This is a genomic window from Psychrobacillus sp. FSL W7-1457 (assembly GCF_038593405.1).
Lineage (GTDB): Bacteria > Bacillota > Bacilli > Bacillales_A > Planococcaceae > Psychrobacillus.
Genome location: NZ_CP151993.1, coordinates 3,299,218 through 3,313,419 on the forward strand (window position 1 = coordinate 3,299,218; position 14,202 = coordinate 3,313,419).

Genomic DNA, 14,202 nt, shown 5'->3' on the forward strand with positions numbered 1-14,202 from the left:
AAAAGTACTACACTTGCAATCACGTAAGTGATCACAATTTGAATATCTTGCGTTTGTTTCTTTTTTTGATGTCGTTTTATCCAGTTTTCAAAGAACAAGTTAAAAAGCTTTAAATGCTCATATAGAATGAACATTCAAAACTGAACTGCAAAACGTTAAGATACAGATAAAGATCTGTATTCCGAATATATCCTTAGAAAGGAGGTGATCCAGCCGCACCTTCCGATACGGCTACCTTGTTACGACTTCACCCCAATCATCTGTCCCACCTTCGGCGGCTGGCTCCCAAAAGGGTTACCCCACCGACTTCGGGTGTTACAAACTCTCGTGGTGTGACGGGCGGTGTGTACAAGGCCCGGGAACGTATTCACCGTGGCATGCTGATCCACGATTACTAGCGATTCCGGCTTCATGTAGGCGAGTTGCAGCCTACAATCCGAACTGAGAACGGTTTTATGGGATTTGCTCACCCTCGCGGGGTTGCGACCCTCTGTACCGTCCATTGTAGCACGTGTGTAGCCCAGGTCATAAGGGGCATGATGATTTGACGTCATCCCCACCTTCCTCCGGTTTATCACCGGCAGTCACCTTAGAGTGCCCAACTGAATGCTGGCAACTAAGATCAAGGGTTGCGCTCGTTGCGGGACTTAACCCAACATCTCACGACACGAGCTGACGACAACCATGCACCACCTGTCACCGCTGTCCCCGAAGGGAAAAGCCTATCTCTAGGCCGGTCAGCGGGATGTCAAGACCTGGTAAGGTTCTTCGCGTTGCTTCGAATTAAACCACATGCTCCACCGCTTGTGCGGGCCCCCGTCAATTCCTTTGAGTTTCAGTCTTGCGACCGTACTCCCCAGGCGGAGTGCTTAATGCGTTAGCTGCAGCACTAAGGGGCGGAAACCCCCTAACACTTAGCACTCATCGTTTACGGCGTGGACTACCAGGGTATCTAATCCTGTTTGCTCCCCACGCTTTCGCGCCTCAGCGTCAGTTACAGACCAGAAAGCCGCCTTCGCCACTGGTGTTCCTCCAAATCTCTACGCATTTCACCGCTACACTTGGAATTCCGCTTTCCTCTTCTGTACTCAAGTCCCCCAGTTTCCAATGACCCTCCACGGTTGAGCCGTGGGCTTTCACATCAGACTTAAAGGACCGCCTGCGCGCGCTTTACGCCCAATAATTCCGGACAACGCTTGCCACCTACGTATTACCGCGGCTGCTGGCACGTAGTTAGCCGTGGCTTTCTAATGAGGTACCGTCAAGGTACGAGCAGTTACTCTCGTACTTGTTCTTCCCTCACAACAGAGTTTTACGATCCGAAAACCTTCTTCACTCACGCGGCGTTGCTCCATCAGACTTTCGTCCATTGTGGAAGATTCCCTACTGCTGCCTCCCGTAGGAGTCTGGGCCGTGTCTCAGTCCCAGTGTGGCCGATCACCCTCTCAGGTCGGCTACGCATCGTCGCCTTGGTGAGCCGTTACCTCACCAACTAGCTAATGCGCCGCGGGCCCATCCTGTAGTGACAGCCGAAACCGTCTTTTAACATTTCCTCATGTGAGGGAATGGATTATTCGGTATTAGCCCCGGTTTCCCGGAGTTATCCCAATCTACAGGGCAGGTTGCCCACGTGTTACTCACCCGTCCGCCGCTAAATCAGAAGAAGCAAGCTTCTTCATCATCCGCTCGACTTGCATGTATTAGGCACGCCGCCAGCGTTCGTCCTGAGCCAGGATCAAACTCTCCATAATAGAGAACTTAAAAAGCTCATTTTGTTTTGCTGGCATCATCATTAAATGATGTCAAAAATTGTTTTGCGTCAATCAAGCCGAAGCTTGTTGATGCTATATGTCTTAACGTTTTGCATGTTCAGTTTTCAATGTTCATTGTGCCGATTTGTTTCGACAGCTTTATTATCTTATCAAATCTAATTATCATTGTCAACAACTTTTTAAAATTTGTTTTTTGTAATCAGAAGTAAAAGTAACAACTTGATTACTATACCACCCTTTTAAACTATTCGTCAACACTATTTTTAATAAAATACGCTTAAATATAATAACAATTTATTCAGATAAATCTCCCGAAAGTATATAGGATTTATAGAACCTAAATCATTGACTTCTATTTAGCCGCTAAGGGCATAATATCTTCCCACCCGTATACTAGCTCATTAAGCTTTACTCCACCGATTTCTACTATTATACTATCTATCTTCTTTGCACCAAGCTTCTCATAAAAATGTCGCGAAGGGTTATCTTCTAGAACAAGTACTAACATAGTAAAGACCCCCTGGTTCGTTAGCTCTTTTACTATAGAATCGATTAATAACTTACCAATACCTATCCCCTGATATTCTTTTAAAATATAGATGGCATATATTTCCCCATTATAATTCGAGTAATCCCCACTTCGTTCCTTTCCCCCAGAAGCAAAACCAACGATTTGATTATTTTCATCTTCAGCTACATAAACTCCTCCGTCTGGAATAACAGAAAACCAGTAATCAGCTCTCCTTTCAAAAGAAAGGTTATTTAAAAATTCCTCCGGTACAATATTTACATAAGTAGACTTCCAGCTTTCCACGTGAACTTTGGTAATTCCTTTTGCATCATATGGTACTGCTTTTCTTATATAAATCACTATGTCATTCCTCCAAACTTAAAGTGAGTTTCTTCTATATACTATAGGTTCTATTTACACACTCTATATCCTTCTTAATTAAAATAAAAAAAGAGAGGCATAAGCCCCTCTTTATAAAATGCTATTTTATAAGAATATGAAGTAGCCAACAAATACTAGCCACATGCCATACATGATTGGGTGAATTTCTTTTATGCGACCTGCAACGATCATTGTAATTGGATAGAAGATAAATCCAATAGCGATACCAGTTGCAATAGAGTACGTTAAAGGCATTGCTATAATTACAAAGAAGGCTGGTACTGCAATTTCAAAACGTTTCCAGTCGATTTGACCAATAGAAGAAACCATTAGTACCCCAACAATAATTAAGGCTGGTGCTGTTACATAAGAAGTAATGACATCTAACAGTGGGAAAAAGAATAAAGAAAGTAAGAACAGAACCCCGGTTACTACTGCAGCAAAACCAGTTCTTGCTCCAGCCGCTACCCCAGCTGTTGACTCTACATAAGAAGTAGTAGTAGAAGTTCCGGAAACAGCTCCCGCTACTGTAGCAATAGAATCTGCTAACAATGCTTTACCTGCACGAGGTAACTTTTCACCCTTCATTAAACCTGCTTGGTTTGCTACGGAGATTAAAGTACCTGCCGTATCAAAGAAATCTACAAACAAGAACGTTAACACAACAATTAAAAATTGAGCAGTAAGTAATGCGGTTGGGTCTTCAAAAAACACGTCAAATGCTGCTCCGAAAGTAGGAGCCATTGATGGAACGCTTCCTACAACTGCATCTGGAACTGGAACTAAGCTTAGAATCATACCGACGATCGCAGTCACTAACATACCGTAGAAAATTCCACCCTTAACTCCTTTTACCATCATAATCACAGTAATGACAAGTCCAAAGATTGTTAATAGAATGTTAGGGTCTGTTAAATCACCTAAGCCTGCTACTGTATTTGGATTGGAAACAATAATTTTAGAGTTTTGTAGGCCGACAAATGTGATAAATAAACCAATACCTGCTCCTACTGCATATTTCAACTCAGATGGTATAGCGTTAATAATTGTTTCTCTTATTCCTGAAAGGGATAAGCATATAAAAATGAGACCAGAGAATAGAACGCCCGTTAAAGCGATTGGCCATGGGATTTCGAACTCAAGTACAACTGTATAAGCAAAGAATGCATTTAATCCCATACCTGGTGCAAGTGCGATTGGGTATCTAGCCAGCACACCCATTAATATAGATCCGATTGCTGCAGCAATAGCTGTTGCAGTAAACACAGATCCTTTATCCATGTACATAAACTCTGGTAACCCTTCGATTGTTTCAAGAGATAAAGTCATCGGGTTAACCACTAAGATATAAGCCATTGCCAAGAATGTTGTCAAACCACCTATAATCTCACGGCGATAGTTTGTTCCTAATTCCTCAAAACGAAAATACTTTTTCATAAGTTCCTCCATTTTTATCGCGACAACGAAAAAAAGTATACTACCATTTCTGGTCGTATACCTCTACTAACCCCAATAAGTGAATATAAATAAGCATCACTCATCGTAGTCGGATCATTTACGGTGATCCGGTAGAGACTTTTGGGCCTTATTCCCAACGTTATACGACGACATAATTAAATTATGTAGTAAATATAACATCGAATTATGACGAAATCAATAGAAAAACCGAACATTTTTTTCATTAACCAAATAATAGTTCGTTTTCTGCTTATAGATAAAGCAATTTTTGAAGGAAAATAGACCTATTCTATTATAAATAAAAAACTTGAAAACCAACAAATTAGTTTCCAAGCTCTTCACTAGTTATTATTTAACGTCATTTTTGGGTAGTTCTACAGTATGGGGAATCCTTAAAATTCGGTATTGGCTACCCATACATTACCGAGCCTATTCATCACTCTTAAAAATTTAAAACAAGTTAAACATCTTCCTATGTTCACATTCATATTATTTATCTGTTTGTTTTTGCTTGTTCTTCAAATACTCTGTACGTATTTTTTCAAGTTGCTGCTTTTTATCAAATTTAGCTGGCTTTTGTTTTTCATGATACTTTGCCACAGCCGCCTTACCTTTTGTATCCAATTGATATTTTCCCATTTGTTCACCTACTTTTCTTAACTCTTATAGAGAATCTATTCAACAAATATAATATACCTTATCTTACTGAAGTTAACCTTATACTTTATATTCCCCGCTAACGTTCCATATATCAGTAAAAACATTAAAAACTTAGTATAACAGTTCATCGCCAAAAGGTATTCATATACTTACCTTTACAATCTCAAATAAGATTATTCAATTAAACATCATCTTTCAACTATTTTAACCAAATAAAAACCCCTTTTAGTTATCTGTTATCAATAACTAAAAGAGGATTTAATATTTGAGATATGTTAATCACAAGGTATAACTTTGTTTATAATTAAAATACAGTCCTATTCCCACTCAATCGTAGCTGGTGGTTTACTCGTAATGTCATACAGCACGCGGTTGATGTGTGGTACTTCATTTACTAATCGAACAGATACCTTTTCTAGAACGTCCCATGGGATACGTGCCCAGTCAGATGTCATACCGTCGATAGAGGTAACTGCACGGATACCAATTGCGTAATCGTAAGTTCTTGCGTCACCCATTACACCAACGCTGCGGATATCAGGAAGTACAGTGAAGTATTGCCAGATATCGCGGTCTAAGCCTGCCTTAGCTATTTCTTCGCGTAGGATTGCATCCGATTCACGTACGATTGCTAGTTTTTCTTCTGTTACTTCTCCTAGAACTCGGATAGCTAGTCCAGGACCAGGGAATGGTTGGCGCCATACGATTTCATCAGCTAAGCCTAGCTCTGAGCCTAATGCACGAACCTCATCTTTGAATAAAGTTTTCAAAGGCTCAATTAATTTGAACTGCATGTCCTCTGGAAGTCCACCAACGTTATGATGAGATTTGATTGTTTGAGCAGTAGCTGTTCCACTTTCAATAATGTCTGTGTATAGTGTCCCTTGTGCAAGGAAGTCCATGCCTTCAAGCTTGGATGCTTCATCATCGAACACATAAATAAATTCATTACCAATAATTTTACGTTTTTTCTCTGGATCAGAAACTCCAGCTAATTTAGTCATAAAACGCTCACGCGCATCAATTTTAATAACGTTCATATTGAAGCCCTCAGTGAAGGTTTTCATTACGCCTTCTGCTTCATCTTTTCGAAGTAGATTATGGTCTACGAACATACAAGTAAGTTGGTCACCAATTGCTTTATGGATTAGGACTGCAACTACTGAGGAATCTACTCCTCCACTTAGCGCACATAGAACTTTCTTGTCCCCAACTGTTTCACGAATTTTTTCGATTTCCATTTCAATGAAACTTTCCATTGACCAATCGCCTTTTGCCTTACAAACGTCAAATACGAATTGGCGAAGTAGCTCTAGCCCATATACAGAGTGACGTACTTCTGGGTGGAATTGTACCGCATATAAACCTTTTTCAACATTTGCCATTGCAGCAACATCACAAGATGGGCTTGTCGCAATCACTTCAAAGCCTTCTGGTGCAGCAGTTACATGATCTCCGTGACTCATCCATACTACATGCTTAGAAGGAAGGTCGCCAAATAATGCTGTCGGATTCTTAATGTCAATCTCTGCTCTACCATATTCTCTTGAAAAAGCCTTTTCTACTTTTCCGCCAAATTGATAGGCCATTAACTGCATACCATAGCAAATTCCCAGAATAGGTATATTCAAATCATAGATTGCCTCATCGATATGAAAAGCATTCGTATCATATACAGAGTTAGGTCCACCTGAAAAAATGATACCTGTGGCATTCATTTTTTTAATATCCTCGGCAGTTACAGTATGGGGATGTAATTCACTATACACTCCAAACTCACGAATACGACGAGTGATTAACTGATTGTACTGACTGCCGAAATCTAGAACGACAATCTTTTCTTGTTCTTTCAACAATGGAGTTGAAGACATATGCATTCCACCTCTTCTATATATATTTATCCCAATCCGTTAAACCCAATACGTATTAAAAAAACGCGTGCGAAAGTTCCTCTTTCTACGCGTTTTTGCTTTCTACATTAAAAGGTGAATGCAGATGTCCTTAAAAAAGACATGACTGCATTCACCTTCATAGTCAAGTTATTAACGGTAACTTGGTAGAAACATCCGAACCATATTATCGGACATATACGAGGGCAACTTGGTCAAATTTAATTTGACTTCAGTTTACAGGTTGTTGAGGGTAAAATCAACCGCTTATACGATTGATTAAATATTCCCAACTTTCTCTAATCGACGCATAATTAAGTTCCGTTTTATTGTTCCCATAAAAGCCCTGTTGATACACCTTGGTTAAATCAGTCATATGGTTGGTACCGATATCCTTGTCCACTTTTTTAGCAAAGTCCAATAAGGTTTGTCCCTGCTCTCTTCGCATTCCATGAAGACTTAGCTGCTGTAGAAGCTGATGGTACATTTTCTCGAAAGAGTTCCAATCATTTTTACGCATTCTACCTACTGGTATTAATACCTTAGGTAACCACTTTCCGCGACGGCTATAAGCAAACAGGCTTATGATCCCAAGAATTATAAGACCCCAAATGATAGCTACCTTTCTTTCCGCCATCCAGTCTAAAGTATCTTGAAGGAAGGTCGTAAAGCTAAAGGAAACACCTTCATCATTTTTTCCTGTGGCAGCCTGATCCTCTGGTTTCTCCTCTTGTTGTTCTGGAGTCTGAGGTTCGTCAGTCTGTGACTCTATGTCGTATATAACATTGGCACTTGAGGAAAAGCCAATGGTCGGCTCAAATGTTACCCATCCTACGGTTGGAAAATAAGCCTCCACCCACGAGTGGGCATTATTATTCGTTACCTCATAAACCCTTCCAAGTCCCTCTACGTTTGTTCGTTCTCCAGGAGCAAACCCTTTCACCCATCGTGCAGGGATATCAAGGGAGCGAAGAAGGACAACCATTGAAGTTGAAAAGTTATCACAGTAGCCTACCTTCGTTTCAAATAAAAACTGATCTACATAATCGGTGTCGCCCTTTGGAACCGCAGCCATCGTTTGATTGTAGCTAAAGTTATTTCCTCTGAAATAGCGTTCAATATTAAGCGCCTTATCATAGAGACTTATCCGATCTTCTGTAATGGTGACAGCAAGCTCCTTTACCCTCTCTGGTAGTGTGTCAGGCAGCTGTAAATATCGCTGTAATTCAGCTGGCACCATACTTAAATCATCTACAGAGGTTTCCCGCATCGCTTTAAGACTATAGGTAGGCTCACTAAATGTCACATTGTAATCCCATAGAGCAGAATTACCGCTATTAAGAACAGAAATTTTTTGGGTTAGTGGATTACTTGTAAACAAAGCTTCTTCATTCGTTTGTATGCTTTTCATACCATAAGGCTGAAGAATTAATGGAAATTCTTGCGCCAACATTATATTAGCTTCCTCTGTATATTCCGCTTCTCCGGGTGGGAAATCCGTTTCAAATAGTTCTCCACTTCCAAAGCTTAGTAAAGGTGTCTCTTCCTCGGATTGTACCCAACCTTTAGAGGTATAAGTATCTTTGGTTTCAACTTTCCAGTATTGCGGGGTATCAGTCTTTGCCCAAAAAACAGGCGTGTCATCACTTTGGAAGGCTCCTCCTAATTGCTCATCGTTTTCCCCGTAGCCAACCCTCTTCACACCATTTACACTAGTTCCATTCCCTTCACGCTCATCCACTTCAAGTGTAGAGGTAGTGAAAAAAGGGACGGGATCGGGCCATATCGGACCTGCTTTTGGCATTGCATATGCCGTTATACCACTGATCATAACTAACAAGACTAAGCTAGTAATAGAAGCTGTGACAAAGGTTCCTTTTATGGAGACTTGATTTTCTTTTAATAATTTTTGGATATAGAGTAACCCCATAATGATAAACCCAGAAATTAATGTAATGACTATAGAATTTTTAGCATTGTAAGGACTGAATGTATCCAAAATAGTGATAAATAAAACGGTCAGTATGAAAAACAATAAAATTGTCTTTCTAATGGTGATCCAATAGTTTAGTAAATAGGTAGTCATCCAAAGTAGAGCAAAAAACAAAAAGGTCCGAAACGGATCCGTTATTGCTCCCCATTCCTGGCTAAAAATAGAGACAAAGTTGTGTTGAAGTGCTTCACTTAAATAATTCAATGCGTCTCTAGATAAAAAAGAATAATCCGTGTAGATATGAACAATAGTCCAACTGATAAATATTAGCTTTATCGGTATAGTAACCTTCCAGTTAAGCTTTATAAAGTAAAAAAAGAAGGATACGGCCAGATATATGACAAACAAAGATAAGTGGTCGGTATTAGTCAATTCCATAACTGGCTTCAACCATTCTACTATTAAAAAACAGGTGAACGTATAAATTAGGAAGGAAATGATCCCTTGTAAGTAGTTATCTTTCATGAACGATTCACCTCCATAAACGCTTGGGCAAAACGGTCCTTTGTAATATTATGAGCGTCTATTCCTCTACTTTTTGCGTATTGGTAAAGTGCAGTTTCATTTTTATTTGGTTTCTCGTTTTTGTTTTTTACGACAAAGCACCTACATAAACGTAGGTTTCCTGCGTTACGGTTTATCCCATCAATCCACTCATGTGTTAGCTCGCTTGTTATATATAATAACGAAGTTGCTTGAGCCAATGCTGGCTCCTGAGATATGACTTGTTCAATCGGCTTATTTAAATCAGGTTGCACCTTCGTTAAATGGTATAAGACTTGATGTAGCTGGGTCTCATTCTCTACATTTGGCAAGAAGAAACGATCTTCTCCAAGAGATAAAAAAGCACTGCTTGCTTGATGGCGAACAATGGCCTGCATAATAGAGGCAGATAAATCTACGACGTCCTCAAACATAGGAGTCAACGTTCGATCGATTAAGATGAACAAATCCTGAGATTGACGATCTTCAAATTCCTTAGTTTTAAGAGTTTGGGTACGGGCAAATGACTTCCAATGTATCCAAGAAACCCGGTCTCCAGGCTGATAGGAACGGACCCCTGTCGCCATAGTCGTATCCTTCATCACTTGAATTCTTGATGCAGCTGCTCCCTGATCATATCTAGTTTCCATCGGAATATAAATCATATCCGTTAGATTCGGAAAGACTAGTAAGGTTTTTGGATTCGAAATAAAAATACTTTTTTTCATCCATCCAAACAGATCGCTCACTTCAATTGTTGTCCCCTCTAATACATGCTCACCGCGTGGCATATGTTCTATTTCATACGTCCAGGTAAACTCTTTTTTTATTCCCCAAAAAACAAGCTGTCTTCTTGACCCTGTGTGCCTAAGAGAAGGTCCGACTCTTTCCTCAAACCACACAAACAACAGAGGAAAACGATTATTTCTTGTCACCCTGACCGTGGCAGAAAATCTTCCCCCGCTATACACTTTTCGTGTTTCAATTATCCTCTCTGCTTCTATCTTAGAGAGTGGGTAAAAAAACAGTAGAATTGAGTATATAGAGAGAGGAACAATGAGGTAAAAAAGAAACCAACTGACGAAGCCCCCCTGAAACATTGCATACACAAATGCCACCACCAAGAGAAGAAGGATACCAATAAAACCTTTATACTTCTTTAATCCTTCTGTCCGCTCAATCATCCGTGTACCTTCCTCTTGATAGGGACAGGAGTTCGTTTAACAATACGGGAAAGTACTTCCTCAGAAGAAATACCATCATACCTTGCCTCAGGACGAAGAATAACACGGTGCCCAAAAACAAATGGCAATAAATATTGAATATCATCTGGAATCACGTAATCTCTTCCCTGTAGTAAGGCATAGGCCTGAGAAGCACGCATCAACGCAATGGATGCTCGAGGGCTCACTCCAAGATAAACATAAGTATCTACTCGTGTTCTATTAGCTAAATCCACAATATATCCCTTCATTGTCAAATCTACGCTAACATTTTTCACTTGTTTCTGGAGGTGAATAAGCTCTTCAAGAGAAACTACTGGCTGGAGGCTATCAATAGGAGATGCATGCTCTAATCTATTTAATACTTCAATCTCTTCATGTTGATTAGGGTAACCCATTTTTAATCTCAACAAAAATCTGTCTAGCTGAGCCTCAGGTAAAGGGTATGTACCCTCATGCTCAATTGGATTTTGGGTAGCCATAACAAAAAATGGCTTTGGAAGCGGCATCGTAATGCCGTCAATTGTAACGGAAGCTTCTTCCATTCCTTCTAGTAATGCTGATTGTGTTTTCGGGGATGTACGGTTGATCTCGTCTGCTAACACAATGTTTCCTAGAATAGGTCCTGGTCGAAACTCAAACTCCATTTCCTTGGGATTATATATGGAGACTCCTAATACATCGGATGGCAATAGGTCTGGAGTAAATTGAATTCTTTTAAAATCGGCGCCGATAGATTTAGCGAGCGCACGAACCATCATCGTTTTTCCCACTCCCGGAACATCCTCGAGCAATACATGTCCATCTGCCAAAAGGGATACAACTGCTAATTCTGCAATGTCTTTCTTCCCTATCATTACTTTTTCTATATTAGAAATAATTGCTTCTATCTGTAATTTTTCATTCATCTGTTTTCCCCCAAAATTATAATTAAATGATTAGTTAGAAAATTTTTATAATACAGTATAAGCATAACCAAAAAAGGAAGATAAAACAATTTAAATTACTTTTTCAGTAGCCTTCAAAATATCTTTTCAAACCAAAAAGCATGGAGTCTCTATGATAAGAGATTCCATGCTTTTGTTTAGGCTATGTTAAAGGGTAGGGTTGATTTATGATGCAAAGAAATCTTAGATCAAAGAGTAGAATTGATTTCCGCACCAGCCGGACGCTTTCCTCGGGGTGAGCGATAAGCCATCACCCATCGCTTGCGCGCGTGGTTGTATGTCTTATCTGTCTCACTCATCCCGTAGGAGTCGCCGTCTGGCGCTCCAATCAATAAATGGGAACAGCTTTAGCATCGATAAATCGCTAATCAATTTACTCGCATAAGCTAAGCTGAAAAACTGACACCAACCCAATTTCGTCATCTATTTATGTTCTGAATAGCTATTTGAAAGTTCCTTTGTTTATGATTACAGTCACTATAAAAAAGAATGGTTAGTCAAAATCAACCAATAACTTTAACAAAGCTTTTATTTATTTCCAGAAGTCGTCAAAAATTGTTATCGGTAATTGTCGTTTGTGTTCAGAACGATCATAGAATCCAACGATTTTCTCTTCTATTTCTGGAGACACATTCTTACCTTCTAGGTAATCATCAATATCATCGTAGCTCACACCAAGTGCAACCTCATCAGGTAGAGCTGGACGATCTTCCTCTAAATCGGCAGTCGGTACTTTAGTGTACAGATGCTGAGGTGCACCTAAATGTTTTAGCAATTGCTTCCCTTGTCTTTTATTGAGACGGAAAATTGGGGTTAAGTCTACTCCACCATCGCCGTATTTAGTATAAAAACCTGTGACAGCTTCAGCAGCATGATCTGTACCTAGCACAACACCGTTATACGTTGCTGCTATTGAATACTGAGCCTTCATACGTTCTCTCGCCTTTTCGTTCCCTTTTGCAAAATCACTGAGTGTGATACCAGCTTCCTTCAATGCACGGTCACTTGCGTCTACGGCTTCCTTAATATTAATCGTTACACGTTTGCTTGGCTGAATGAAGTTAAGAGCATCCTGACGATCGGATTCATCAAATTGCACCCCATATGGCAAACTAACAGCAATAAATGAATACGTGCCCGCTCCCATTTCATCATTTAACTCATCCACTGCCATTTGGGCAAGCTTACCAACTAAAGTGGAGTCTTGCCCTCCTGAAATACCCAAAACCATACTTTTTAAAAATGGATGTTTCTTTAAATAGTCTTTCATAAAATCGATACTTATACGAGCTTCCTCTTTTGGATCAATCTCCGGCTTTACTTTTAAGGCTTCGATAATTTCTCTTTGTTTGTCAGACATCTTAAATCCCTCCATTATTTGAAATAAGATTTTGCTCCATTTCCTTTACTTCTTGAATGTTACGCATTTTATTGTCCCAGCACTTCTGACTTAAATCGACTGGATATTCCTCTGGATTAAGAGAGCGCTTATATTCCTCCCACAGCAAATCTAAATTGTCATGAGCATAATTACGAATTTCAGTTAAATCTGGATTTTCATAAATCACTGCCCCGTTTTCAATTACTTTTACATGTAAATCCTTAGCTTCAAAGTTCGTTACAAACTTAGAAACGAATGTATGAACTGGGTGGAACATTTTTAGTCGTTCTTCATGAGCAGGGTCTTCATCATGCATGGCAATGTAATCGCCCTCTGCCTTACCATTTTCCTTATCTATAATACGGAAAAGCTTTTTCTGCCCAGGAGTAGTAACTTTCTCAGTGGTAGAGGAAATTTTAATAGTATCCTCCATTACACCTGCTTCACTTTCAATTGAAACAATTTTATATACAGCACCCAGTGCAGGCTGGTCATATCCAGTGATTAGCTTAGTACCAATACCCCAGCTATCTACTTTTGCTCCCTGAGCCTTTAAGTTCAAAATAGTATACTCATCTAAATCATTAGAAACGATGATTTTAGCATTTGGAAATCCTGCTACATCTAGCATTTTTCTGGCTTCCTTTGATAGGAACGAAATATCTCCTGAATCTAAACGAATACCGATAAAATTAATTTTGTCCCCTAGCTCTTTTGCTACTTTGATAGCAGTTGGCACACCTGTTTTCAACGTGTTGTAAGTATCTACTAGAAAAACACAGTCCCTGTGTCTTTTTGCATATGAGTGAAAGGCGTCATATTCACTCTTATATGCTTGCACCATGGAATGTGCATGTGTTCCAGAGACAGGAATACCAAACATTTTACCGGCGCGTACATTACTGGTAGCTTCGATTCCTCCGATAAAGGCTGCACGAGTTCCCCAAATTGCAGCATCCATTTCTTGAGCCCGTCGAGAGCCAAATTCCATTGCTACCTCGTCCTTGACAACCTGTTTAATACGAGATCCTTTAGTAGCAATTAACGTTTGATAATTTACGATATTAAGCAAAGCGGTCTCTACTAATTGTGCTTCTGCTAGAGTAGATTCCACTCGAATAATTGGCTCATTAGGAAATACTAATTCCCCTTCTTTCATCGAATAAACATCACCAGTAAAACGAACGGTTTTTAAGTAATCTATAAAATCATCACGATACCCTAATCCATTCTGCAAGTATTCTAAATCACTTTCCGAAAAGTGAAAATCTCTTAAGTATTCCAGACATCTTTCTAGTCCAGCAAAAATGCCATAACCATTCCCAAAAGGAAGCTTTCGGAAAAATAATTCAAACACTGCTTTTCTCTCATGCATATTATCAGCCCAGTAGGCCTCCACCATATTTATCTGATATAAATCAGTATGTAATGCTAAACTGTCATCGGCATAAATTTTTTTCATGATGATCTCCTTCTAATAACTATTGAACTTAGTATACACTAT

Annotated in this window: 9 protein-coding genes, 1 rRNA gene and 2 riboswitches; all 10 genes read right to left on the minus strand. The window is 39.6% G+C overall.

The features are described from left to right. Positions 1-197: 197 nt before the first annotated feature. Positions 198-1,751 (minus strand): 16S ribosomal RNA (locus NSQ95_RS16200). 373 nt (positions 1,752-2,124) lie between these two features. Further along, a complete protein-coding gene (locus tag NSQ95_RS16205; protein WP_340882044.1) occupies positions 2,125-2,643 on the minus strand; it encodes a GNAT family N-acetyltransferase in 519 nt (172 codons plus the stop codon). 126 nt (positions 2,644-2,769) lie between these two features. Beyond that, entirely contained in the window at positions 2,770-4,101 is a 1,332-nt protein-coding gene (locus NSQ95_RS16210; RefSeq protein ID WP_340882043.1) for an NCS2 family permease, read from the minus strand. Between the two features lie 86 nt (positions 4,102-4,187). Then, positions 4,188-4,289, minus strand: a riboswitch (purine riboswitch). 322 nt (positions 4,290-4,611) lie between these two features. Next, complete coding sequence (locus NSQ95_RS16215; RefSeq protein WP_251557058.1) at positions 4,612-4,761, minus strand: hypothetical protein; 150 nt, start codon at positions 4,759-4,761, stop codon at positions 4,612-4,614. Between the two features lie 338 nt (positions 4,762-5,099). Next, positions 5,100-6,653 carry a glutamine-hydrolyzing GMP synthase gene (gene guaA, locus NSQ95_RS16220; protein ID WP_340882040.1) on the minus strand — a complete coding sequence of 518 codons (1,554 nt, stop codon included), beginning with the start codon at positions 6,651-6,653 and terminating at the stop codon, positions 5,100-5,102. 140 nt (positions 6,654-6,793) lie between these two features. Beyond that, positions 6,794-6,895: riboswitch (purine riboswitch) on the minus strand. Positions 6,896-6,930: 35 nt separating this feature from the next. Then, positions 6,931-9,129, minus strand: coding sequence for a transglutaminase family protein (locus tag NSQ95_RS16225; protein ID WP_340882038.1), 2,199 nt, complete (start codon positions 9,127-9,129; stop codon positions 6,931-6,933). After that, on the minus strand, positions 9,126-10,331 hold the full coding sequence (locus tag NSQ95_RS16230) for a DUF58 domain-containing protein (protein ID WP_340882037.1): 1,206 nt from the start codon (positions 10,329-10,331) through the stop codon (positions 9,126-9,128). The genes NSQ95_RS16225 and NSQ95_RS16230 overlap by 4 nt, the downstream gene beginning before the upstream one ends. Next, on the minus strand, positions 10,328-11,278 hold the full coding sequence (locus NSQ95_RS16235) for a MoxR family ATPase (RefSeq protein WP_169360495.1): 951 nt from the start codon (positions 11,276-11,278) through the stop codon (positions 10,328-10,330). The genes NSQ95_RS16230 and NSQ95_RS16235 overlap by 4 nt, the downstream gene beginning before the upstream one ends. A gap of 571 nt (positions 11,279-11,849) precedes the next feature. Continuing rightward, the gene (gene nadE, locus NSQ95_RS16240) at positions 11,850-12,677 is read right to left on the minus strand and encodes an ammonia-dependent NAD(+) synthetase (protein WP_340882032.1); all 828 of its coding nucleotides are present in this window, start codon (positions 12,675-12,677) and stop codon (positions 11,850-11,852) included. Between the two features lies 1 nt (position 12,678). Next, positions 12,679-14,160 (minus strand): nicotinate phosphoribosyltransferase, encoded by a 1,482-nt coding sequence (locus NSQ95_RS16245; protein WP_340882030.1) that lies wholly within the window; start codon positions 14,158-14,160, stop codon positions 12,679-12,681. Between the last annotated feature and the right edge of the window lie 42 nt (positions 14,161-14,202).